This window comes from Tissierella pigra (assembly GCF_018917845.1).
Lineage (GTDB): Bacteria > Bacillota > Clostridia > Tissierellales > Tissierellaceae > Tissierella > Tissierella pigra.
Map to the genome: position 1 here is coordinate 1,106,360 of NZ_JAHLPJ010000001.1, position 26,570 is coordinate 1,132,929.

General features: G+C 27.3%; 26 protein-coding genes. All 26 read left to right on the top strand.

The features are described from left to right. Positions 1-41: 41 nt before the first annotated feature. The 26 genes from KQI41_RS05485 to KQI41_RS05605 all read left to right on the top strand — a co-directional run bounded on the left by KQI41_RS05485 (position 42) and on the right by KQI41_RS05605 (position 26,566). A complete protein-coding gene (locus KQI41_RS05485) occupies positions 42-881 on the top strand; it encodes a deoxyribonuclease IV (RefSeq protein ID WP_154439973.1) in 840 nt (279 codons plus the stop codon). Further along, the gene (gene queG, locus KQI41_RS05490) at positions 869-1,906 is read left to right on the top strand and encodes a tRNA epoxyqueuosine(34) reductase QueG (protein WP_154439972.1); all 1,038 of its coding nucleotides are present in this window, start codon (positions 869-871) and stop codon (positions 1,904-1,906) included. The genes KQI41_RS05485 and queG overlap by 13 nt, the downstream gene beginning before the upstream one ends. A 59-nt stretch (positions 1,907-1,965) precedes the next feature. Next, positions 1,966-3,156 (top strand): glycine C-acetyltransferase, encoded by a 1,191-nt coding sequence (locus KQI41_RS05495; protein ID WP_154439971.1) that lies wholly within the window; start codon positions 1,966-1,968, stop codon positions 3,154-3,156. Positions 3,157-3,221: 65 nt separating this feature from the next. Continuing rightward, the gene (locus KQI41_RS05500; protein WP_154439970.1) at positions 3,222-3,503 is read left to right on the top strand and encodes a DUF503 domain-containing protein; all 282 of its coding nucleotides are present in this window, start codon (positions 3,222-3,224) and stop codon (positions 3,501-3,503) included. An 8-nt stretch (positions 3,504-3,511) separates the two neighbouring features. After that, entirely contained in the window at positions 3,512-4,162 is a 651-nt protein-coding gene (gene nth / locus KQI41_RS05505) for an endonuclease III (protein ID WP_216584973.1), read from the top strand. 156 nt (positions 4,163-4,318) lie between these two features. Further along, positions 4,319-5,671 carry a VanW family protein gene (locus tag KQI41_RS05510; RefSeq protein ID WP_154439968.1) on the top strand — a complete coding sequence of 451 codons (1,353 nt, stop codon included), beginning with the start codon at positions 4,319-4,321 and terminating at the stop codon, positions 5,669-5,671. A gap of 45 nt (positions 5,672-5,716) precedes the next feature. Further along, a complete protein-coding gene (locus KQI41_RS05515; protein ID WP_216584974.1) occupies positions 5,717-6,391 on the top strand; it encodes a DUF2225 domain-containing protein in 675 nt (224 codons plus the stop codon). 89 nt (positions 6,392-6,480) lie between these two features. Continuing rightward, entirely contained in the window at positions 6,481-7,308 is an 828-nt protein-coding gene (locus KQI41_RS05520; RefSeq protein ID WP_154439967.1) for a type II restriction endonuclease, read from the top strand. Positions 7,309-7,338: 30 nt separating this feature from the next. Beyond that, positions 7,339-8,427 (top strand): DNA adenine methylase, encoded by a 1,089-nt coding sequence (locus KQI41_RS05525; protein WP_342366210.1) that lies wholly within the window; start codon positions 7,339-7,341, stop codon positions 8,425-8,427. Positions 8,428-8,611: 184 nt separating this feature from the next. Continuing rightward, positions 8,612-9,265 carry a CPBP family intramembrane glutamic endopeptidase gene (locus tag KQI41_RS05530; protein WP_216584975.1) on the top strand — a complete coding sequence of 218 codons (654 nt, stop codon included), beginning with the start codon at positions 8,612-8,614 and terminating at the stop codon, positions 9,263-9,265. A gap of 222 nt (positions 9,266-9,487) precedes the next feature. Further along, positions 9,488-10,198 carry a LytR/AlgR family response regulator transcription factor gene (locus KQI41_RS05535; RefSeq protein ID WP_216584976.1) on the top strand — a complete coding sequence of 237 codons (711 nt, stop codon included), beginning with the start codon at positions 9,488-9,490 and terminating at the stop codon, positions 10,196-10,198. Continuing rightward, a complete protein-coding gene (locus KQI41_RS05540) occupies positions 10,195-11,523 on the top strand; it encodes an ATP-binding protein (protein ID WP_216584977.1) in 1,329 nt (442 codons plus the stop codon). The genes KQI41_RS05535 and KQI41_RS05540 overlap by 4 nt, the downstream gene beginning before the upstream one ends. Before the next feature lie 190 nt (positions 11,524-11,713). Beyond that, positions 11,714-11,920 (top strand): hypothetical protein, encoded by a 207-nt coding sequence (locus KQI41_RS05545; RefSeq protein ID WP_216584978.1) that lies wholly within the window; start codon positions 11,714-11,716, stop codon positions 11,918-11,920. Positions 11,921-12,068: 148 nt separating this feature from the next. Continuing rightward, a complete protein-coding gene (locus tag KQI41_RS05550; protein WP_216584979.1) occupies positions 12,069-12,305 on the top strand; it encodes a hypothetical protein in 237 nt (78 codons plus the stop codon). Between the two features lie 73 nt (positions 12,306-12,378). Then, complete coding sequence (locus tag KQI41_RS05555; RefSeq protein ID WP_216584980.1) at positions 12,379-13,386, top strand: CPBP family intramembrane glutamic endopeptidase; 1,008 nt, start codon at positions 12,379-12,381, stop codon at positions 13,384-13,386. Positions 13,387-13,417: 31 nt separating this feature from the next. Beyond that, a complete protein-coding gene (locus tag KQI41_RS05560) occupies positions 13,418-16,648 on the top strand; it encodes a lantibiotic dehydratase (protein ID WP_216584981.1) in 3,231 nt (1,076 codons plus the stop codon). A gap of 1 nt (position 16,649) precedes the next feature. Next, the gene (locus tag KQI41_RS05565) at positions 16,650-17,981 is read left to right on the top strand and encodes a lanthionine synthetase C family protein (RefSeq protein WP_216584982.1); all 1,332 of its coding nucleotides are present in this window, start codon (positions 16,650-16,652) and stop codon (positions 17,979-17,981) included. Positions 17,982-18,001: 20 nt separating this feature from the next. Then, complete coding sequence (locus tag KQI41_RS05570) at positions 18,002-18,715, top strand: flavodoxin family protein (RefSeq protein ID WP_216584983.1); 714 nt, start codon at positions 18,002-18,004, stop codon at positions 18,713-18,715. 71 nt (positions 18,716-18,786) lie between these two features. After that, positions 18,787-20,622: an ABC transporter ATP-binding protein gene (locus tag KQI41_RS05575; RefSeq protein WP_216584984.1), complete on the top strand. Its 1,836-nt coding sequence runs from the start codon at positions 18,787-18,789 to the stop codon at positions 20,620-20,622. A gap of 279 nt (positions 20,623-20,901) precedes the next feature. Beyond that, a complete protein-coding gene (locus tag KQI41_RS05580) occupies positions 20,902-21,102 on the top strand; it encodes a hypothetical protein (protein WP_154440988.1) in 201 nt (66 codons plus the stop codon). Between the two features lie 188 nt (positions 21,103-21,290). Beyond that, a complete protein-coding gene (locus tag KQI41_RS19080; RefSeq protein ID WP_280634051.1) occupies positions 21,291-21,422 on the top strand; it encodes a hypothetical protein in 132 nt (43 codons plus the stop codon). A gap of 179 nt (positions 21,423-21,601) precedes the next feature. Next, entirely contained in the window at positions 21,602-22,609 is a 1,008-nt protein-coding gene (locus tag KQI41_RS05585; protein ID WP_216584985.1) for a CPBP family intramembrane glutamic endopeptidase, read from the top strand. Between the two features lie 221 nt (positions 22,610-22,830). Continuing rightward, complete coding sequence (locus tag KQI41_RS05590) at positions 22,831-24,216, top strand: IS1182 family transposase (protein ID WP_216584986.1); 1,386 nt, start codon at positions 22,831-22,833, stop codon at positions 24,214-24,216. 322 nt (positions 24,217-24,538) lie between these two features. After that, on the top strand, positions 24,539-24,727 hold the full coding sequence (locus KQI41_RS05595; RefSeq protein ID WP_154440982.1) for a GHKL domain-containing protein: 189 nt from the start codon (positions 24,539-24,541) through the stop codon (positions 24,725-24,727). A 59-nt stretch (positions 24,728-24,786) separates the two neighbouring features. Next, positions 24,787-25,281 (top strand): methylated-DNA--[protein]-cysteine S-methyltransferase, encoded by a 495-nt coding sequence (locus tag KQI41_RS05600; protein WP_216584987.1) that lies wholly within the window; start codon positions 24,787-24,789, stop codon positions 25,279-25,281. A gap of 43 nt (positions 25,282-25,324) precedes the next feature. Further along, positions 25,325-26,566 (top strand): esterase/lipase family protein, encoded by a 1,242-nt coding sequence (locus tag KQI41_RS05605; protein WP_195837995.1) that lies wholly within the window; start codon positions 25,325-25,327, stop codon positions 26,564-26,566. Positions 26,567-26,570: the final 4 nt, after the last annotated feature.

Genomic DNA, 26,570 nt, shown 5'->3' on the forward strand with positions numbered 1-26,570 from the left:
ATGACAATGTGGTATTATATATAAAGAAAGGGTGATAAGATATGTTAAATATTGGCTGTCATTTATCCATTTCAAAGGGATATTATAATGCAGCATTAGAGGCAGTATCCATAGGAGCTAATACATTTCAATTCTTTACTAGAAACCCTAGAGGGGGGAAGGCAAAAGAAATTGATATAAAAGATATAAATAAACTTAAAGAGTTGATGAATGAATATAAATTTGCACCACTTTTTGCTCATGGAGCATATACTATGAATCTTTCCTCAAATAAGGAAGAAACTAGGGAATTTGCAAATATGATTTTAAAGGATGATTTGGAAAGGCTAAGAATAATTCCAAACACTTATTATGTATTCCATCCAGGTTCTCATGTGGGGCAGGGCAGTGAAAAAGGTGTAGAAATTATAGTAGATGCCTTAAATAATGTCATAAGTGAGGACAATAATACAGTGATTTTATTAGAAGGAATGTCAGGTAAGGGAACAGAAATAGGCAGAAATATGGAAGAGCTTAAATCCATAATAGATGGTGTAAAATACAATAAAAACCTTGGCATATGTATAGATACCTGTCATTTATATTCTGCTGGATATGATATAGTTAATAACTTAGATGGAGTGCTTCAAGAAATAGATAATATAATTGGTATAGATAGAATTAAGGCAGTACATCTAAATGATAGTAAAGTAGAATTTGCTTCTAATAAGGATAGACATGAGGTTATAGGAGAAGGCACCATAGGTTCTGATACTATAATAAATGTTATAAATCATCCATTATTAAAAGATTTACCCTTTAATTTAGAAACCCCAAATGAATTAGATGGATATAAGAAAGAAATTGAAATTCTTAGAAGGGAATATAAATGGGAGAACTAAACCAATATATATTAGAAAAATCTAAAGAGCTAAATATAGATATTTGTGGATTTACAGATTCATTGCCCTTATATAATTTAGAAGAGTATCTACTGTATAGGGAAAAAAATAATGTAAAGACTGAATTTGAGGAAAAAGATATAAATAAAAGAATAGACCCGAGACTTACTATGGATAATTGCAAATCAATAATAGTTCTTGGACTATCCTATAATATAGATTATGATGAAAAACCAGATTATCTGTTAAGAGGAAAATTATCAAAATCAAGTTGGGGAATTGACTATCACTTAGTTTTAAGGAAAAAGATAGAAAGTCTTGTTGAAGAAATAAAAAAGAAAATAGACTTCCAGTATAAATATTTTGTAGATACAGGGCCTTTAATAGATAGAGAGCTAGGTAGAAAATCTGGTATTGGATATTATGGTAAAAACTGTTCCATAATAAATAAAGAATACGGTTCTTTTATATTTTTAGGATATATATTAACTAATTTAAATTTAGATATAAGTAAAGAGGCAGAATCTGAATGTGGTGATTGTAATTTATGTATCAATGCTTGTCCTACAGGTGCTTTAGAAGAACCATACAAGCTAAATCCTAAAAGATGTATATCATATTTAACTCAAACAAAGAGTAATATACCTATAACTTTGAGGGAAAAGATGGGGATGAAAATATATGGATGTGACACCTGTCAATTAGTTTGTCCAAAGAACAAAGGTATAAAAAAATCCAATCATGAAGAGTTTATTCCGATACTGACTAAGGGTTATATGAATCTAGAAGAATTACTTACCATATCCAATAAAGAATTTAAAAGGAAATATGGAACTATGGCAGGAAGCTGGCGAGGGAAGTCTATATTAAAAAGAAATGCCATAATAGCTTTAGGCAATATGAAAAGAACAGAGAATATTCAATTGTTAGTAAATTTGTTAAAGGATGAAAGCCCTGAAATAAGAGAATATTCAGAATGGGCCATAGTAAATATTTTTTTAACAATCAGTCAAAAATCGATTTAATAAATATAAAAGATGTGTTATAATATATCTCGAAAGAAGAAATTTAAGGAGGTTATACTATGTCTAATATTCATGAATTAAGTTATTTAAAGGAAAAGATAGAAGAACTGAAGAAGGATGGAGTATATAGAACGTTGCCAGTGATGGAAACAGCAAGTGAGGCAGAAGTAATACTAAACGGAAAAAAAGTTATAAACTTATCATCAAATAACTACCTTGGATTCGCTAATAATGATAGAATAAAAAAGGCAGCTATTGCAGCAATAGAAAAGTATGGTGCAGGTTCAGGAGCTGTTAGAACTATAATAGGAAATATGGATATTCATGAAGATTTAGAGAAGCTTTTAGCTAAATTTAAAAAAGATGAAGCTGCATTTTTATATCAATCAGCTTTTAATTGTAATGCTGGTACTATTCAAGCTATAACTGAACCAGGAGATATTATAATATCTGACGAATTAAATCATGCTTCAATAATAGACGGTTGTAGATTATCAAAAGCTTCAAAAACTGTTTTCAAACACTCTGATATGGACAGTTTAGAAGAAGTTTTGAAAGAGTCAAGAAAAAACTATAAAAATATCTTAATCATTACTGATGGTGTTTTCAGTATGGATGGAGACATAGCTAAACTTCCTGAAATAGTAGAATTAGCGGAAAAATATGAAGCTATGACATATGTAGATGATTCTCATGGTTCTGGAGTATTAGGTGAAAGCGGAAGAGGTACTATAGACCATTTTGGATTACATGGTAGAGTAGATTTCTCAATGGGATGTCTTTCAAAAGGAATCGGAGTAATGGGTGGATATGTATCAGGTTCACAAACTATGTATGATTGGTTAAGCCATAGAGCAAGACCAGTACTATTCAGTACATCATTACCACCAGCAGTTGTTGGAGCTGTTACAGAAGCAGTAACTATGTTAATGGAATCAACAGAATATACAGATAAACTTTGGGAAAATGCAAGATATTGGAAAGAAAAAATTGGCAGCTTAGGATTTAATACAGGACATAGTGAGACTCCAATTACTCCAGTAATTATAGGAGACGAAGCAAAGACTATGGAATTCAGTAGAAAATTACTAGAAAATGGGGTTTTCGTATCAGGTATTGTATTCCCAACAGTTCCAAAAGGAACAGGAAGAGTTAGATGTATGGTAACTGCAGCTCATACAAAAGAACAACTAGATAGAGCAGTTGAAGTGTTTGAAAAAGTAGGAAAAGAAATGAATATATTAAAATAATTAAGGGGAGAATAATTCTCCCTTTTTCTTTTACATAAAAATAATATAGATTAGGAGATAATAAAATGATAATAGGTTCTTGCTCATTGAAGATAATAATATATGAATCTAATTCTCTAAAGGATAAGAGACAAGTAATTAAAAGCATAATGGGAAGACTACAATCAAGATTTAATATATCCATAGCAGAAGTAGATTTAAATAATAGTTGGCAATCTTCCATAATAGGATTTGCCTGTGTAACAAATGATGTTAATCATGCTAACGAAATTTTATCAAATGTAATTAAGTTTATAGATGATGATGGTAGGGTAGAAATAGTAGAGCATGAAATAGAAATATTGTAGGTGATAAAATGAAGAAGATGTTATCAAAAGAAGAAATAAAAGTAGTTTTAGAAAAACTAGACGAAAGGTTTCCAGATGCAAAGGCAGAGCTAAACTATACTAATCCATTTGAACTATTAATAGCGACTATACTTTCAGCACAATGTACAGATGTTCAAGTAAATAAGACTACATCCGTACTATTCCAAGAACTTAAAACACCAGAGGATTATATAAAGTTATCAGAAGAAGAAATAGGAAAAAGAATCAAATCCTGCGGATTTTATAAAACTAAGGGAAAGAATATATTGGAAACTTGTAGATTACTTATAGAAAATCATAATAGCCAAGTACCTGATACTATGGAAGAACTGACTAAACTCCCAGGAGTAGGTAGAAAAACTGCAAATGTAGTATTATCAAATGCCTTTGATATACCAGGCATTGCCGTAGATACTCATGTTTTTAGAGTGGCTAATAGAATAGGATTAGCTGATAGTAAAAATGTTTTAGATACAGAAAAGGATTTAATGGATAATATAGATAAACAAATATGGTCAAAGGCTCATCATTTACTAATCTTTCATGGAAGAAGAATTTGCAAGGCTAGAAAACCTTTATGTGATATATGCCCCGTAAGGGAATATTGCTTTTATTATGAAAGGGAAGTTCAAGAATAGATGAATATTAGTTTAGAATATATAGATAGACCTTAGATAATAATAAAATGAATAATAATAAATCAATTTATGAGTAATAAACATTGAAGCCATATAAATATAATATATAAGAATAAATTTATGTAAAAATTGATTATTATAATTCGGAGGTAATATATGAAAAAGTCCATAATTATATTATTATCTATTTCTATAATATTAGTGGCTACAATCTTAGGAGCAGGAATTTATGTTTATAAAAACATTTTAAATATAAACACCATTTATAAAGGTGTAAAAATAGATGGTTATAGTGTAGAGAACAAAACAAAAGAACAAGCCTTAGAGTTTATAAAGAAAACAAAAGAAGCTGAAATTCAAGAAAAATATATGAATTTGTTATATGGTGGAAAAATATATAAAATAAATTTGAAGCAGATAGGATTTTCCTATGAATATGATAGTGCTGTTAGTCATGCTTTTACTTTAGGCAGAGAAGGAAACTTTATCAAAAGATTAAGGGATATAAAAAAGTTAAAGACAGGTCTGGATATTCCTCTTAAATCCTTTTATAGTGAAGATAAGATAGAAAATATATCAAAAAACATTTCCCGGGAAATAAATATAGAACCTATAGACGCTAAGATAAATTTTAATAAAGGAAAAATTACAGTTACAGATCATACAGTTGGAAAAAAAGTTGTTTTGGAAGATTTAGTCACTTTAATAGATAAAAATATATATGAATTAAAAGATATAGAGATTCCAGTTAAAGATATAGTGCCTAATCTTACAAAAGAATTTTTAAGTAGAATAAATGGAGTAATAGGGGAATACTCCACGTCTTTTAAAGGAAGTAGTAAAGGAAGAATAGAAAATATTAGGTTATCAGCTGAAGCAATTAGTAATAAACTTATTTTACCTGGACAAGAATTTTCATATAATAATACCACTGGACCAAGAACTCAAGAGTCTGGATATAAAGAAGCAAATGTAATTATAGGGGGAGAATTAACTCCAGGGCTTGGTGGGGGAGTTTGTCAAACTTCAACTACCATGTATAACGCATTATTATTGGCTGACCTTACGATTATAGAAAGAAGTCCTCATTCAATCCCAGCAAGGTATGTACCTTATGGTCAAGATGCAGCAGTTTCTTATGGATATTTAGATTTGAAATTTAGAAATGACTTTGATTTTCCAATATATACTTATTCAAAAATAACAGGAAATCAAATATATATTTATATTTATGGAGATATAAATACTAAGAATTATCAAGTAAAAATAAATCCACAGATTGTAGAGACTATACAACCTAAAACTGAAACAATATATGATGGAAAATTGTCTCCAGGTGAGAAGATAAATATACAAAAAGGCAGAACAGGATATAAAGTTAATACCTATAAGACTATTATGAAAAACGGAAAAGTGGTGTCTAAAAAACAAATCACCACGGATCATTATAGAAAAAAAGATTATATATATAAAATAGGGCCTTACTTACCTGCCAATTCTAATAATTAGTGATATAATATAATTAGGTATAATTATAGAAAGGTGGAGTAGTAAGTGTCAGAAACCAATGAATTATTTGATAAAAAAGTGAATTGTCCTATATGTAAAAGAGAATTTACAACTAAAAAAGTAAGGACATCGAGATTAAGGCTTATAAAAAGGGATGAGGACTTTTTAAATCATTATAGCACGGAAAATCCTATAAAATATAGTGTGTTTGTATGCCCCCATTGTGGATATGGAGCTTTAGAAACTAGATTTGAAGATATTAAACCTAGCGAAATAGAAATAATTAGAAAGAATATATCTCCTAAATGGTATAAAAGAGATTTTGGTGGAATAAGGAATTTAGAAGAATCAATAGAGACTTATAAATTAGCATTACTTGCTGCAAATTTAATAAATGCAAAAAAAATTGAAATTGCAAATATTTGCTTAAATCTTGGATGGCTATATAGATTAAGTGAAAAAAATGATGAGGAGATAAGATTTCTAACTTTAGCAAGAGATACTTTTATAGATGTATATAATAATGAATCTTTAATAGGAACTAATATGGATGAAAGTAAACTATGCTATTTAGTAGGTGAGTTATCTAGAAGAATAGGTGAGAAAGATAAGGCTTCATCTTGGCTTCGCATTTGTATAGAACTTCCAACTACAAAAATGAATCCAGGCTTAGATGATATGGCTAGGGAACAGTGGAGATTAGTTAAAGAGATGGAATAATGAAAAAGGATCATTTTACAGTTAAAAAGATAATTAATATATCTATTTGAAAAATACTTAATACATAGAATACAAAGGGGATTGGGAATATGGAAGCTGAAAAATTTAGAATGAAACTACTGACGACAGTCAATGATAATATAAATATTTTGCAAACCCATAATAAAGATTGGACAGTGAAAGGATTTATAGATATATATAAAAATATATATACAATTTCCGTTGATACAAAAGTAGTAAGCAAGATTATGGAGTTAATGTTGTTTCCTATTATACATAAGTTTGCAGTTGATAATGACTTAAAGATTGAACTTGCAGAATACCAGAATCATTATCCCGATATAACTTTTATATGCAAAGATGGGACAAAATATGCATTAGACATCAAATCAACTTATAGAACAAGTGATACTACTGTAAATGGATTTACACTGGGAGCATTTACTGGATATTTCAGAAATAGACAAAGTAATAAAAATATACTTTATCCTTATGAACAGTATTCTAAGCATTTTGTATTGGGTATTATTTATACTAAGCAAGATGGAGCTATAGATGAAAGAGAAATATATACTTTAGAGGATATAGAAGATATTCTTTCAGTAGTGACGAATATAGAATTCTTACTACAGGAAAAGTATAAAATAGCAAATACACGACCTGGATCTGGAAATACAAAGAATATTGGAGGAATTACCAATATAAAAAAACTTAAAGAGGGAGAAGGACCATTTTCAAAGCTAGAAATAGATATATTCGATGATTATTGGATGTATTACATGACAAAAGATATGATGGAAGAAGGTAAGCCACCCTATAAAAACTTAAAAGAATATATAGAATATAAGAAAAAGTCTCCCAATCTTAGTGTTGAAGATGTTGAAGAAGAAGATTTAATAGTGGAAGATGAGGAGTAAATTAGGAAGGTGATTTAAATAGAGCAGTTAATACTTAAAGGAGTAGAAGAATTTGAAGATGCAAATAACAGTCAAAGCTTTGAGAACTATTATTTCCCTACAACAAGATTTCAAGGTAGTAAGGCAAAGATAATAGACTGGATATGGTTTAACACTAAAGATTTTAAATTTAGGACTGTATTAGATGCTTTTGGTGGAACAGGCTGCGTCTCTTTTATGTTTAAACAGCAAGGAAAGCAAGTGTATTACAATGATATATTAAAATTTAACTATATAATAGGAAAAGCATTAGTTGAGAATACACATGAACAACTAGAGGAAGATGATATTGAATATATATTGGCAAAACATGATATTAAATATCCATCTTTTATTCAAGATAATTTTAAAGATGTTTTTTTTCTAGAGGAAGAAAATCAATGGTTAGATATGGTTATCACAAATATAAGAAATATAGACAATGAATATAAACAAGCAATAGCATGGTTTGGATTATTTCAATCATGTATAATAAAAAGACCTTATAATCTGTTCCATAGGGCTAATCTTTATGTAAGGACAGATGAAGTTAAAAGGAGCTTTGGCAATAAAACCACATGGGATAAATCATTTAAAGACCATTTTGTTAATTTTGTAGATGAGGCAAATAGAGCAGTATTTGATAATAAGCAGAAATGTAAATCCTTGAATTATGATGTTTTAGAGTTACCAATTGAGGACTATGATTTTGATTTGGTCTATATAGATAGTCCTTATATTACATCTAAGGGCGTGGGTACAGATTATTTAGACTACTATCATTTTTTAGAAGGAATGTTAGACTATGACAATTGGGAAAATAAAATTCTTCCAAAGTATAAACATAAGCCATTAAAGGGAAAAGGCGAAAGTCCATGGACTAAAAAGAATGAAATACTAGATGCCTTTGATAAGTTATTTAAAAGGTATAGAGATTCAATTTTAGTGGTATCTTACAGGTCAGATGGAATTCCATCCTGTGATGAAATATTAAATTTACTAAAGAAATATAAAAAAAATATCAGAGAATTAAAAAAGACTGATTATAAATATGCATTATCACATAAGAAAACTGAAGAGATTTTATTTATAGCAGAGTAGGAATTAAGAAAAGAGTAGTATAGTATCTACTCTTTTTTGTTGTTTAAATTCCATAATTCAGCCTAATAATTAAGAGGTAATGTCTAGTTTTGTCGATTGGATTGAAAATAATATAGCCATATGTTAGCTTAATAGTACGTAGTGTTAAGATATTAAAATCTAATTAAGAAAAGAGGCCATAGATATGGAAAACAATATTGAACCAATTAAATATTTTAAAAGAAAAAATATCAAAGCAATAGATATGATTAAACTATTTATATATCAACATGCTGTTGTTTATACAATTTTATTATTTTTAATTATAATTGAATTCATATTAAATACTAAAGGATATTCAATGTATAAAGGTATTCTATATAAAGTTGATAAATCCGCTATTAGCATTACGTTTTGGACAGGTGTTCGTATTTGTTTGATTTCGCCATTTATAGAAGAATTTGTTTTTAGAGATTTAATATTAAGATTACTAAAAAAATATGGAGTCAAATTTGCTATAATAACTCAAGCATTAATATTTGGTATTCTTCATAACAATATAATTACAATTGTACATACTACAGTATTCGGGATATTATATGGATATATTGCAGTCAAAACCAATTCAATTGTAGTAACAACTATTTTACATATAATGCAGAATTCATTTACTGTTTTCATGGGTATGACTATATTAAAAAATGTAGTCAATGTAGACTTAGCACAAATCCTCATGGCTATAATATATCTTATAGTAGCAATAATAACTTTATATCACTCTAACTGGAAAATTAGAGTAGGTGATGAAATAAATATTGATGTAAAAGAGATTTTATTAAAATATAAATCAAATAAGTAATGGGGTGTATATTTTTAATATAATAGTTAATAAATATATACAGTTGCTTAATATTTTAAATAACTTCAAAAGATAAAAGTTACTTTTAAATATAAAAAAAATAACTTTTTACATTATGACAAAATCCGACAAAGTATTTACTGTCTTTATGATATACTAAACTTATTGAAAAACAAAATATTATCAATGATAATAAATATTTCTCAAGAGTAGGTGTATATAATGCATATAGCCGTCTGTGATGATGAAAAACTTTATAGGAACAAAATTAAAAATTATTTAGAAGAATACATAACCTTATATCCAGAAATGAGTATAGTAGAATTTAGTTGTGGAGAAGATTTGATTAATGCCTATGATGATGAGCAAAAAATTGATTTTCTTTTTTTGGATATAGAAATGAAAGAAATAAATGGTATAGACACTGCACAAGAAATAAAAAAAAGAAATAATCATATAATAATCTTTTTTATAACAAGCTATGTGAATTTTGTGTCAGACACTTTTAGGATAGGAGCTTTTCAATTTCTTATAAAGCCTATTGATAAAGATGAATTTAGAAAAGATTTTAATAGAGCGATTGAACAATATAAGGTCAATAATTATAGGTACATAGTTAAATACAAGGATTCTACTGCTACATTAGAAATTAAAGATATAATTTATATTGAGGCATATAATAGACATTTGTTTATATTTGATGGAATTAATAGATATGAATGTATAGGTAAATTAAAAGATGAGGAGAAAAAACTATCATTTTATGGATTTGTTCGTTGTCATCAAGGATTTTTAATAAACATGGCATATATAAAGATTATTGATAAAACCTTAATTCTACTAAAAAATGGAGATAATGTTCCAATTAGCAAAAGATTAAGATCAAAAGTAATGGAAGATTTTAATAGATTTATTACGAGGAATATAGTATGAATAACTCTAGAATATTAATAGATACTGTAGGATTATTTCTTGAGACAGCTATAACATATTATTATATGAGAGCATTACTAAAAGACTGTAAGGTGAATAAAGAAATAGAACTGTTATCTTATTTTATTATGATGAGTCTTACAATTATTACAACTATATATTATAAAAATACAATTGTATTTCCTATAATTTATTTTATATTGCTTATGTTTATATCTATGCTATATAAAGGAAAACTGTTATTAAAGATAATACTAAATTTAATTCTTATTATTTTTCTAGTATCAGCCGAAGTAATAGTAATTGCAATTCTTGTTGCTTTAACTGGTGAAAACCCACAATTTATTTTAAATAATATAATATATTATCTGCAAGGGCTACTTGTATCTAAGTTATTAGTACTTATTATAGTAAAGATATATGAATATAGAAGAAATAATAATTATTCTTTAATCTATCAAAAAATATTATTTTCAATAATATTAATGCCTATTTCAAGCATTTTAGTACTATTTATTATTACTGAGAAGATTTTTGCCACTACAAATACATATATTGCTTTATTGATTGTTTTAACTATTTCATTATTAATTATAGCCAATATTTTCGTTTTTTATTTATTTGAAAAACAATTGAAGTATGAAAGTGAAAAGCTTAAACTTGAATTTTTCAGGCAGCAGATCAAAGATCAGAAAAAACATTTTGAAGAATTAACTGAAAATCAAAGAAGGATTAGCATAGCAATTCATGATACTAAAAATCAGCTACTAGCAATATTAGGATATATAGAGAATAATGAAAATAAAATAGCCATAAAAAACTTAAAATTATTATGTAAGGATATTGTTGGAGGCCAAGGTTTCATTAATACTGGTAATGTAGCTGTGGATTCATTAATAAATGCAAAGATAAAAAGAATAAATGAATTAGGTATAAATTTAGAGACTTCTATTTTCTTAGAACAAAATACTCAAATAGAAGGAATAGATTTATGCATAATACTAGGTAATCTATTAGACAATGCTATTGAGGCTTGTGAAAAGATACAACTGAAAGATAATAAAAAAATTCAAATTAAAATTATTCAGGTAGAAGAGTATTTATCAATAAAGATAAGTAATTCAATATTTAACAAAGTTAAAATTCATAAAGGCAAAATTCCTACTACAAAAAAAGATAAGCTATTTCATGGATTTGGACTAGAAAGTGTAAAAGAAATGGTAGAAAAGTATAATGGACATATAAATTATGAGCAGAAAGAAAACAATTTTATAGTTAATATATTATTGCAAAATTCCGCAACGAGTCCAATGTTGCAGAAATAATGCCCAGTTTTGCAGAGTATATTGAAAGGAATATAACAAAATGATACTTTAATAGGCAGGAAGAGTAATTGAATTAATTACTTAAATGCCAAATAAAGTATCATTTTTTATACCTTATTTAACTTAGTAGGAAGATTTGTAAAAAAATATGATGAAATTACATTTCAGAGCTAAAAAGGAGATATATTAAATGAAGGACAAATCTTATATGCCTATAGTGGTACTTATAATAACTTATATAATTACTCGAGTTATTTATAAATTAACAGGATTTAGTTATAGTTTTTCTGAAGGAATATTAAATATAAAGCTGTTAATAGACGTAAGTCTATGGATTATAATATCTGTATTGATTAATACCATTTTAAATAAGATATTATTAAAATCTAAGGAGTAGTTTAAAAATAATAAAGAAAAATAGTAGAGCTATTGACATTTTATATAACAAGATTGGATTTTAGACAAGATAAATATATGTTTTTAAATGTGCGAGCTGTAATAAGAGGATATTAATTAAATTTTCGGGATAAAAAAAGGAGGACGCTATGTCAAAATATGATGAATTTGATTTAGATATAAAAAGTATAGGAATGGATAATGAGTATAGTACAAATGGTTGGAGTGATGGTTGGAAGTGTAAAGCTTCAGAGGAAATTATAAAGTATATTACAGAAAAAGTAACAGATGCTGCAATTGAAAGTGTGAAACAAGGTTGTGGTTCAGATAATTGTCATGGGCCTAGAACATCTATGCATAGTATAGTTGTAAGAGAATACGAATAGTATATTTGTAGGAAAATAAGCTAAATAAAAATTACAGCTCCACACATTTAATTTTATAGATAAGGAGAACAACATGAGTTTATATTCGTTAAATGAAATGGAAAAAGATTTAAATAAATTAGGATGGGTTTATTTAAAAGGTAGATCTATGATTTTGATAGTAGATTTTATATTTTCTTTAATTAGTGCATTATTATCCTCAAGTGGAAGATTATCAGTAATAGAAAGTAGTTATTTTATTAATATTCGTATTAATATATCCTTTTTATGCTTATTTTTAATGCTATTATTTCATTATAGAAAGGAAAATATATTATCTAAAGACATATTTAATATTGAAGGCATAGGATTAATGACCATAATTAAAGCTTTTATTATTAGTTATCCTATTATGATGATAGGAGTTTATATAACTGATCTAATATTTACGTTTCTAGATTTATTAGGAGTTACATTTGTATTTGACCCTGAAATATTTTCATCAGATAACATTACATCTATAGCAACAATAGTTTCTACTTGTTTAGTAGCCCCTATTTTAGAAGAATCTATATTTAGAGGGATAATATTAAATATTCTTAGAAAGTATGGAGATAAATTTGCAATCATTACTTCTGCATTATTGTTTGCGCTTATCCATGGAAATATATTTCAATTTTCTACAGCTTTTACCACGGGGTTATGGTTAGGCTATTTATTTATAAAAACTAAATCTTTAACCTTAACCATAGTAATGCATGGATTATCTAATTCTTTAGCTTTATCTTATGTAATATTTGAGATACCAGTGATTATTAATATAGCAATTAAAATAGGATTTGGATTAATAGCAATTGTTATATATTTTTATTCAGGCAAGAAGTATAAGTTAAGTAAGAATGTCACACTTTTGGAAAAAAGTGACACGATTTTTTGCAGAGATAAATCTATTGCAAAGAAACAAGAGAAACAATATCAATCAGAAATTCCTTTAGAAATCACTAGTCCATATGAATGTTTTTATGGACAAGTACCTGTTAGATTATTCCTAATGATTGATATTGCCATTATTATAATAGTTACTTCATTTTCTACGAAATAACTAATTTTTTAAAGTTATGGAGGGATTGAATATGTTTGATAAAATATATAATTGTGGAGATTTCTATATGTTGCGAACTCCAATTTTAGATTCGTCAATTTATTTAAATTTAATGGATACTCTAAGTAAAGAAGACACATTAAATAGAATATCTCTATCCAATTTAAAAAATGCTGAAGTGATAAAAGGGTCTTTAGCTATAGCAAGCTTAGATTTATATCATGAAATAAAAAGAACATACGATAAGAACATAAATAAATTGAATCAAAATCTAAGTAATTCTATTATGAAATACTTAATTCGAATGTCAACTAGACCAACACCATATGGAACTTTTTCAGGTGTTACTTGTGGAACATTTTCTGACAATACAAATATTATGTTAGCGTCTTCCAATGAACACATAAAAAGAGCTAGAGCTGATATGATATGGATATATGGAATTGTAAAAGAATTAGAAAAAGATAAGACAATACTTAATAATATTAAAGTAAGATTTAACAATCAATGTTATAGCCATGGTAATCGTATGAAAAATCCATATCGAACCAATTATGGACAAACGTATAATCAAAATGAGATAGATTCCAAATTTGACCAATCTAACATTAGATATACAAGATTAGTAAAATTTGTACAAGAGTTTTCTAAAACACTTGTAAGTTACAAAGATTTGTGCGATTCAATATTAGAAAAATATGATGATGTACCTATTGAAATAATTGAAAAATTTTTAAGAGGGTTAATTGATAATGAATTTCTAATAACAGAGTTACGACCACCGATTTATTGTAAAGATCCATTAGATTATATTATATCATTATTGTCTATGGCGGATTCTAAAAATAATATATTACATAATCTAAAAATAATTCAATATAAAATAAATAAATTTAATCAAGAAAAGATAGGGAATGATTTACAAATATATTTTGAAATAATTAATCTCATGGAAAACATGTATAAATCTAATTCATATTTACAGATAGATACGTCGATTGCCTGCATAAATAATTCGATTTCCAGTATTGTAAAGCAAGAGTTAGATGATTTATCAAAAGTTTTGACTATGATAGCTGAAGAATATAATGAACCGTCATATCTAAAACAGTATAGAGAAAAGTTTATGGAAAGATATGGTGTGGATACTGAGATTTCTTTACTTGAACTTACTGATAATGATATAGGATTGGGTTTTCCTGATGATTATGATTTTAATTATTCGCATATAAGGAGTAATAGATCATTATCTCGTAGAGAAGAAAGATTTAAAAAATTAATTAATGATAAAATTATAAAAGCAATCAAAAAACAAGATAAACAGATTGATATAATAGATGAAGAACTTAAATATGTTAATGAGGAATTTAAGGCAGATAATCTAAATTTTTCTCAGTCATTTGAATTAAATGTAATAATTACTTCGGAGTCCCAAGAGGAAATAGATAAAGGAAATTTTCAACTTAATATTGGACCTAACTACGGATCAGATAAAGCTGGAAACATGTTTAGCAGATTTAGTGATTTGTTGGAAGAGAAATACACTCAGAAATTAAATAATTTATATGAATCCGAAAAAAAGAATTGTAAGGATAACTATATTATTGTAGATATACATGAAATGTATAGAAATGGAAGAATAAACAATATATTAAATAATAGTAGCAATCATGATTACCATATTGTATTATCATCAAATACAAGTTCTCCTGATAGAGAACTAGATATTAGGGATATTTATATAGGGATTGATGAGAATACAAATAGATTTTATGTAAAATCAAAAAAGTTAAATAGCAAATTAAAGGTAATATCTGATAATATGTTAAACACTGCATCATGCAGTAAAATAAATAGATTACTTAGGGAAATATCAAACGCTTATGAAGTACATATAGTGAATAGACTAATAAATATAACAAATAAAGACTATAAATATATTCCTAGGATTGTTTATGGCAAAACAATATTATCAAGTGCAAGATGGACAATCTATAAAGATGATTTTAGAGAAATAGATAGCTTGTCTAAGTTTAAAATAGAGATACAGGAATTCATAAATAGTTGGGATATACCAAGATATGTTTATGAAACAAAAAGTGATAATAGATTATTATTAGATTTGAAGAAAGATGTGCATATAGAGTATCTCTATAAGTTATTAAAGAATTCATTTAATCCTATTATTCTTACAGAATTAGAAGGTAATGGTTTTGATAATTTATGGGTGAAAGATAAAAATAATATGAAATACTTTTCGGAGATCGTTGTACCATTTGTTTTAAATAAAAGATCAATGAAAGGATTGCATCCAAAAGAAAATAGAAATGTATTGGAAACGAAATCCAATATAGGAATAAATAAGAATATAATTTCTATTATTGATAATAAGCGATTAATATGTCCTGGAGATAATAATTGGATTTATTTTAAATTATATGGTACGAGGACAAGGATAAATGAATTAATAGGGATTTATCTAAATGAATTTTTAGAACCCTTATTGGAAAGTGGCTCTATAGATAAATATTTCTTTATTAGGTATGCTGACCCTGAGCAGCATATTAGATTAAGAATAAATGGGTCATCTGATATTAGCATATTTCAACTGCTTCCACAAATTATAAGATGGATTAAAGATATGCAAAGAGATGGATTGGTATCCAGATTTACCATTGATACTTATGAGAGGGAGCTAGAGAGATATGGTGGAGTGGAATTAATAACTTATGCTGAAGAAGTATTTTTTAGAGACAGTATGTTAGTTTCAAGAATATTAGGATTAAAAGAGAAAAAAAACTTTAATATAGAAGACGATATTCTAGGAATCATAGGAATTATGACGTTAATAGATAAATTTATTGATGATGTAGAAATAGAGGAAAACCTTTTATCAATGGTTATTCAAAAAAATGAGTATAGAGATCAATTTGTAAAGGAAAGAAATAAATATATTGATATTGTAAACTCTGTATTAGATTGGCAGGAGAATAATGATTTAATTGAAATAAATGTATTAAGAGATCTTTTGATTTTAAGAGATGATAGTATTTTAAAGTATAGGAGAATGATTAATGAAGTTGATGATCGTGGAAACTTAGCTAATACAAAAACAAATATTCTTTTAACTGTTATTCATATGTTTTGTAATAGATTTATGGGAGATCGAAACTGGGAAAGAAAAATTCTAGCATTAACTCGACATAGCTTATATGCTATAAATGCCAAGAAAAGAAATATGAAAACGTTAGTGGGAGGATAAAATGAACATAAAGCAATTAGTTATTAAAGAAAGTTGTTTTGAACTAAACTCTAGCCGGCTAAAAAAGATTGATAGGATATTAAATAGATATTTTAATGATTTATTAACATCTGTTAATAGATCAATTACAAATCCCTTAGAATTGAATGAATATATAATGACAATTGCGGAAGCTTTTCCGTTGTTTGAGGATAAAGACAAATGGTTGGAAATATCTTATATTATTATGAATGATATAAAAAGAGAGCTAATAAATCCTGCTATTAACAAATCAATATCTTTATTTGGTGGACTTTGTGATACAGGATTTGCTACGTACTTGCTAAATAAAAATACTGGACATTATGGTAAATTTTTAGATAGTATAAATAAATTAATTTTTAATTATATAAAGCAGTATTTAGATTACTGTAATTCTAACTTTAATGAACTAACAATGCAACATTATGATATAATATCTGGTTTAGCAGGAATGGGATACTATATGCTATTAATTCATAAAAATGAACAAGAAAATGAATTGCTTCATGATGTAATGCGATATCTGATAAAGTTATCAGGGAAGCACTTATTAGAAAAAGAAATGATACCTAATTGGCATATTAAATCAAGAAATCAATTTAGAAATGATGAAAAATTAAAATTTCCAAAAGGAAACTTTAATTTCGGATTAGCTCATGGAATTGCTGGTCCCATGGTTACACTTTCAAAAGCTTATGGTCAAGGAGAAATTCTAGAGGGGCATAGAGAAGCAATTGAAAGTTTTATAGAGGAATATAAAAACTATTCCATTACATCCCAAGATGGAAGTATATTTTGGCCAACTCAACTAAGTTTTGAAGATTATATAGCTGGAGTGGCCAATGACGAACTCAGACCAAGAATTGCAAGCTGGTGCTATGGGAATATTGGTATCTCAAGATCTCTATATGTGGCATCAAAGAATATAGGTGATGAAAAAATGATGAAGTTTTCCTTTGAAAATATGGAGAAGATAGCTTTAATGAATATATTAGATTATAATCTGGAGTCACCAATACTTTGCCATGGGTATGCAGGATTACTATCTATACTAAATTTAACTTATAAAGAGACTAAAAATGATAATATTAAGAATGGTATGTATAAAATAATAGATGAATTACTTAGTCTATACGTAGAAGAGTCACGATTTGGTTTTAAAAATAAGGAAACTTTATATGAAGATGGAAAGATTGTTAAGAGAGCTACTGAAAATAATAGCTTTTTAGAAGGGACATCAGGAATTATATTGTCATTAATTTCAATAGTTAAAGATAAAACAGATTTTGAAAATCATTTAATAATAAAATAGATTGAAAAGAGGTTAATATAATGAAAAAGGTATTTGCTTTTACAGCTTCAAATTCAAAGAATTCGATTACCTTCCATTTATTAAATGAGATATTGAAGAATATGCAAATTTTAGATACTAATATAGTTTACGATATATATCACAGTGGATTTATAGATTTAAAACCATGCCTAGGATGTGGACAGTGTTTCAGACAAGGTAAATGTCCTTTGGATAAATTAGATGATATGAGAATTCTTAAAGAAAAAATGTTAGATGCTGATATTATTATATTTGCGTCACCTGTCTATGCTCATAATGTATCAGGAACAATGAAGATTTTTATAGATAGAATATCATATTGGCTTCATTTATTACGTTTAAGTGGTAAACTTGGTGTGGTTTTTGTTACAAGTAGTAATAATGGATGTGAGTATGTTGAATCATACTTAGTAAAGATGTTAACCTATTTAGGGACAAATGTTATTGGTAAATATAGATATGAAACTATTAATAAAAATGCTAGAGAGATAGAGTTTGTTGAGTCAGTATCTAGTGGATTAATTGAATCAATTAAAATGAATAAAGGAAAATCAAACCAGATATTAGAAGAGATATTTAATTTATTTAAATCTACGTATTCCTCTGTTGATAAAGATATATTAGAAAAATCAGAAGACAGTGAAATAAGATACTGGGTAGATACTGGGTTGATTTCTTATAATAGCTTACAGGAATACATATCAGAATTGTAATCACCGAAATATGAAAAAAAATTGACAAAATAGAGTACCAGTTTCATAAGTATTGACCAAAGGAGGAGACTATGAATCAAGAAATATATTCATTTAATTTAAAAGATGCAATAAAATCCTTCAAATCATTTCCAAAGGTATTTAAACTATTATGGAGCATTAGAAAACTTCATCTAATATTAATTAGCATGTTTTATATAATAAATGGTATGCTTCCTGCAGTTTCTATACTTGCCACACAATCCCTTTTAAATGCCATACAAACAAGTAGAGACAAGGAGTTTATGTATGTATTGTATCCATTAATAGTATATTTAAGTTTAAATTCATTTGGATATATAATTTTACAATTAAACTCATATCTACAAAGTATATTTAAAATAGATTTAAATTATAAAATGAGTGTAATGATACTAAATAAGGCAAAAACTCTTAGCCTAAGTGATTTTGAAAACTCAGAAGTCTATGACAAGCTAAGAAGGGCACAAAATGAAGCCATAGAAAGACCCTATGCAGTATTTTCCATAGTGCTAAGTCTAATAAGTCAATTTTTAGGGCTTATATCATCCTTAGCTATACTATTACATTGGAAACCTTGGGTGATACTTCTAGTAGTAATTATTCCAATTATATCAACAATTTATATGGCTAAAATGGGACATTTACAATATAAAATAGAGTATGGAAGATCACAAGAAAGAAGAAAATCTTGGTATCTCAATTATCTAATGACCAATGATATAGCATTTAAAGAAATAAAGATTTATAGACTAGGAGATTATCTTATTGAAGGATATAAGAAACTAAATAAAAAGTTTATTAAACAAGATAAAAAGATAATCAAAAAGAGAACATTAGCATCATTTATATTTGAGATATTAGATCAAATAGTGGGAGGATTTATACTATACCTAATAGTGAAATCTGCTTATATAGGAGAAATCCTATTAGGAAATACAGTTGCGTACATAAGAAGTCTTTCAAATATAAAAGGAAATATGGAAGGTTTACTAAGCTCAATATCAGCAATGTACCAAAACAATCTATATATAAAACAACTATTTGACTTTCTAGAAATGCCAGTAAAAGAAGAACTATCAATATCAGATAGTATACCAATAAAAGAAATAAACACAATAGAGCTCATGGATGTTAGTTTTAAATACCCTAATAGACAAGAATATGCTTTAAGGAATATAAGTTTTAAAATAAGAAAAGGAGAAAACATTTCTTTAGTAGGAGAGAATGGTTCAGGAAAATCCACATTGGTAAAGCTAATATCAGGATTTTATCATGATTATGAGGGCGAAATACTAATTAACGGAGTGTCAATAAAGAGAATAAATAAGGAAGATCTGGGCAGTAAAGTAGGGATTATATTTCAAGACTTTAATAAATATGAATTAACCTGTAGAGAAAATATAGGATTAGGAAATATAGATTTAATAGATAATGATATAAAACTACAAGAGGCAATAGATAAGGCTTATGCAAGAGAGATGGTTAGTAATTTACCAAAAGGAATAGATACACAGCTAGGAGTATGGTTTGATGAAGGAGTTCAATTATCAGGAGGACAATGGCAAAGAATAGCACTATCTCGAGCATTTCTAAGAGATGCAGATTGTTATATATTAGATGAACCAAGTGCATCCTTAGATCCAGTATCAGAACATGAAATATTTAAAAGAACTTCAGATCTAACAAAAGATAAGATAAGTATATTTATATCCCATAGATTATATAACCTAAGAAAGATATCATCTAAGGTACTTGTATTAAAAGAGGGTAAATTAATAGAAGAGGGAACCCATGAAGAATTAATGAATTTAAATAAACACTATAGATACCTTTATGATTTACAAAATGCCATTGATTTAGTAGATGATATTGAATCCATTGCATAAAAAAATAAATTTACTTATAGTATTGCGGAATTATTCAAGTTCTAATTATAAAATACTATGATAGAAGAAATAAGAAATGATTTGAGGTTTAAATTAAATAAAGATTTACATTGAAATCCATAAAGACAAGAATATCATAGTGATTTTTATAATGACCAGGTAATTTAAATGTATAGATAGAGCTAATAAATTTTAAAGTGTTTTTAAATGTGTAGGGTATGTTGGATATGATATGAGGATACTAATCAATAGAATTTATAAGATAAAAAGGAGGATACTATGTCAAAATATGATGATTTTGATCTAGATGTAAAAAGTCTTGGAGTAGATAATACTTATAAGCAAATAGATTTACCATGTATATCTGCTTCTGCTTCAGTTACTTGTGAGATATTTAAAAGCATAATTGAAAGATGTGTATCAGATAATTGTTCAGTAGGGCCTTGTACATCTATGAATAGCATAATTGTAAGAGAATAAAAAAATAAAGTTAAATTAAACCCACAGCCCTACACTTTTAATTTTACAATAGCTTTATCTAGTTTAGATATTACCTTAGCAAGTTTTACATTATATTTACTTTATATCATAATATATCATCTTTGCAAGGAGTAATGAATTAAATGTATTTATCACCATTATATTTGAAAATTTAAGGAGGGGATAGAATGAATAAATATGATGATTTTGATTTAGATTTACAAAATATTAAGATTGAAATTGATAATTCTAATAAAATTGCAACTATGCTGTGTACAGCAAGTACATGTTCATGTATATCATGTGGCATATTATGCTGATTGTGTCCTGTTAGGTTATATTTTAGATTTATGATTCACAAGATTTAGATTGTGAACTTGAATTACAAATAGTCAATAATAGGTATATAATTATTTAATCCAAATTAACGGTGAAAGAGAGATCAAATATAGAAACTTACAGCTTCACACATTTAATTTTATAAATAAAGGAGAATAACATGAGTTTATATTCATTAAACGAAATGGAAAAAGATTTAAATGAATTAGGGTGGGTTTATTTAAAAGGTAGATCTATGATTTTAGTAGTAGCTCTTATATTTTCTTTAGTCAGTGCATTATTATCTTCAAGTGGTAAATTAACAGTAATAGAAAATAGTTATTTTGTAAATATTCCTAGTAAAATATCATTTATGAGTTTGCCTTTAATACTATTATTTCATTATAGAAAGGAAAATATATTATCTAAAGATATATTTAATATTGAAAGTATAGGGTTAATATCCATAATTAAAGCTTTTATTATTAGTTATCCTATTATGATGATAGGATCTTATATATCTGTTATGATATTCGCATTTTTGGACTTATTTGGATTTACTTTTGAATTTGACCCTGAAAAGTTTTCATCAGATAACATTACATCTATAGCAACAATAGTTTCTACTTGTTTAGTAGCGCCTATTTTAGAAGAATGTACATTTAGAGGAATAATATTAAATATTCTTAGAAAGTATGGAGATAAATTTGCAATCATTACTTCAGCATTATTGTTTGCACTTATTCATGGAAATATGTTTCAATTTTTTACAGCTTTCACGGTGGGGTTATGGTTAGGTTATTTATTTATAAAAACTAAATCCTTAGTCTTAACCATATTAATGCATGCCTTATCTAATTCTTTAGCTTTATCCTATGGAATATTTGAGATACCAGTAACTATTAATAGAACAATCGAAATAGGATTTTTATTAATAGCAATTGTAATATATTTTTATTCAGGCAAGAAGTATAAGTTAAGTAAAAATGTCACACTTTTGGAAAAAAGTGGCACGATTTTTTGCAGAGATAAATTTATTGCAAAGAAACAAGAGAAACAATATCAATCAGAAATTCCTTTAGAAATCACTAGTCCATATGAATGTTTTTATGGACAAACACCCATTATATTATCGCTGATGATTGATATTGCCATTATTATAGTAGTTACTTCACTTTCTATGAAATAACTAATTTTTTAAGCATTATAGATACCTTTGTGATCTACAAAATACTTTTGATGCAACAAATGATATTTAGCTAACTCTTAAAATATAAAAAAGTTACTTTAAAATTAAAGTAACTTTTTTATATTGAGTTCATCGAAAAAGTAAAATATTTTTAAGAAAATCCTAAATTCAAAAAGGATTTTCTTTTTTTATGTCGTATATAGTATATGAGGTGATATATTATGATGACAAGAGGCAAAAGAAAGAATCAACAATTTGAATTGGAATTAGTAATGTTAGAACAGTTAGTAAAACCAGATCATGACTTAAGAAAAATAGATAAACACATTAACTTTGACTTTATCTATGACTTAGTTGAGCCATATTATGCAGAAGATAGAGGTAGACCATCAATTGACCCTGTAGTATTGTTTAAAATGTCACTTATTCAAGCACTTGATGGCATCCGTTCCGAAGAAAAGCTAGTAGATGCAATACATCATAATATGGCTTACCGTTGGTTCTTAGGATATGGATTAACTGAATCCATACCAGACCATTCAACCATAAGCCATAATAGAGCAGTAAGATTCAAAGATTCAACAATATACGAAGATATATTTAACGAAATAGTACTAATGGCTATAGACCACGGATTTGTAGAGGGAAAAATTGTATATACCGATTCGACACATGTAAAGGCTAATGCTAGTAACTCAAAGTTTGAAAATGTAACAGAAGAACGTGTAATAGAAGAAGATGAGTCGTTACTAATGTTAATAAACGATAAGCGAATTAGTAAAGATCAGAAAGCCTTAAAGCCAGCAGATTCTAAAATAGAAGTTCATTCAAGAAAAGTAAGTAAGACCGATCCTGATAGTGGATATATGCATCGAGACAGAAAACCAATAGGATTTTATCATTTGGTTCATGGCACAGTTGATAGCTCAAATAATATACTACTAAGTGCACACGTAACACCAGGCAATGTTCATGATAGCACAGTATATATAGATAACCTAGAGGACATGTTTAAAAAACTAAATTTAGCTCCAAAGTATGCAGGTGCAGATGCAGGATATTTTAATCTAGATATAATAGAAGAACTAAGTACTAAAGGAATAACACCAGTAATTGGACCAAGAAAATATGCAGGAAAAAAAGGTAAAAAATCAAAGTATTGGTTTGAATACTACCCAGAAGAAGATATATATCGTTGCTTTGAAGGAGAAGAATTAAAATATAAAACTACAACACGACAAGGTTATGTGGAGTATGAAAGTGATAAAAACATTTGTAATAAATGTCCTAAACGCGATAAATGTTTATACGAAAGTAATACCACAGGAGAAATTTCCTCAGAGCAAACAAGGATAATTAGACGACATATCAAAGAACATTATGCCGATGAAGTTCGCTCTTTCATGAAGACAGAAAAGGGCAAAAATCTTTATCAACGAAGGAAAGAAACCGTTGAAAGGGCATTTGCAGATTTAAAAGAATTGATGGGTATGAGATATGCACATTATCGTGGGTCACATGCAGTAAAAGCTCAAGTCCTAGTGACAGGGGCTGCTTATAATGTCAAAAAGATTGCAAGACTGCTGGACAAGCAGGAAAAGGAATAGTGATAATACCAGAAAAGCCATTAAATATAGGGTAACTTCAATTAAAATTTAATAAATTTAATTATATAAGGAGAAAAAAGCCTAATTTCTTACTTTTCTTAAGAAATTAAGGCTTTTTTCGATAGTCTCAATATAAAAAAGTTACTTTAAAATTAAAGTAACTTTTTTATATTCTGATTCCTTCAAAATTTGATAAAATATTTACTATATCTATGATATATTTAAAGATATGGTAGAGATGAAGGTCAAAGTAGTAATTATTCTTTTATTTATTAAAAGATACTATTGTAAGAATACTTATCAATATAAATAAGGAATTTTTTTGATAAAGCTAGAATTGAAAAAGACAGGATTTGACTACAAAAAAGACAAGCTGTTTCACGGATTTGGTTTGGAGAATATAAATAAAATAGTAGATAAATATAACGGGTATATGAATTATGAACAAGTTGAAAATACATTTATAGTTAAAGTATTGTTACAGAATTCCTTAACTAGTCCTATATCATAAATAAAATTTATGATAAAATACTTATAAGATTTAAATTTAAATACTAGGAGATGAAAAAAATGAATCCAAAATATTACTCATTTAATTCACCCATAGGAAAACTAACAGTATATTTTATTGAAGAAGGAGTTATAGGTCTTTCCTTTGCAGAAGAAGGGGACAATTTGAAATATATGAAAAGATACTACGGTACTCCTGTAGAGGTAGATAAAAATGATTATAATTATCATGATGAAATAATTAAGTATCTAGAAGGAAGTCTAAAGGAATTTACTATACCTTTTTTATTTAAAGGAACTCCTTTTCAAGAAAAAGTATGGAAAGAGCTAATAAATATTCCCTATGGTGAAACTAGAACTTATAAAGAAATGGCTGAAATAGTAGGATGTCCAAAGGGACCTAGAGCTGTAGGAAGTGTATTAAATAAAAATCCTGTGGCTATAATTGTACCTTGCCATAGAGTAGTTGGTACTAATGGAAAGTTAGTAGGATTTGCAGGTGGAATAGATTTAAAAGAAAAATTATTGAATCTAGAAAAGAATAACATTATATAATTAACTTGAATATCCTAATATAAAAACAGAAGGGAGAATGATTATGGATTATCCTATTGTTTTTATACCAGGACTTTTTGGCTCCATGGGCGATGATGTAATAAATGGAACTGGAGATTTTTCCTTTGGATTTGCAGAGAAAATCTATAGACCATTTATTGGAATACTAAACTCTATGGGTTATGAAGAAAATAAAAACTTATATATATCCTATTATGATTGGAAAAAACCTGTATTGGAAATAGTAGAAAGGTATTTGATTCCCACTATTGAGGAAGCCAAAAGAAAATCAGGAATGGATAAGGTAATTCTTATAGGGCATAGTTTAGGTGGATTAGTGGGAAGAGCCTATATGTGCTATATATATCCTTTAACTATAGATAAACTAATTATGATAGGTACTCCAAATTTAGGTTCTGTAAATGCCTATTATTTTTGGAGTGGAGGGAAATTGCCTTATTCTAAAGTAGAAGATAATATTTTATATAATGCAGTGAAATTTGGGTTTATATTATACTATAGTTTGTTTCATAGGGTAAACTATATAGAAGGTTTAAGAAAAATATTTCCAGTGGTACAGGATTTACTTCCAAGTTATAAATATGGAGACTATTTATTATTTAAAGATAAAGAAGTTATGAAGACGGTCTCTGTCGAGGATATGATTGTTAGTAATCCATTTTTAAATGGACTGGAAAATATTATAATGGATAAAAATAAAACGTTCATTGTAAGTGGTACAGGAGTAGCTACAAATAATGAGTTTATAGTAAACATAAATAAAAGAAAGAAAGTATTATGGTCAGATGGAAAGCCTATAGATACAATTAAAACAAGTTATGGAGATGGCACAGTAACTACAACTAGTACATTGGGATATTTAGGTGGGAATCATATAGTATTAGAAGGAAATCATACAAATATCTTATATAAATCCAAGAATTATTTGGAAGATATATTAGGAAAAGTATCTTCAATGGAAGAAATAACTGAGGAACAAGTAGAAAAGGTATATTTTATTATAGCTGACAACTGTAATGCCATAAATATTCAAACTTCAGAGTCCAATCAAGTGTCTAGTAAATCAATAAACATTGTTGATGATAAAATTCAAGCTATAAAACTGTCCCCTAATAGATTTATGATAATGATTGCAGGAGATAAGGATTTAAGTTTTAAAATCAATATAGATTCATATATAAAATCTAAGGCTGAAATTCATATGTTTATTGTTGATAATAATGGTATTAATATGGAAAGGGACTACTTGAAGTATATAATGTAATATG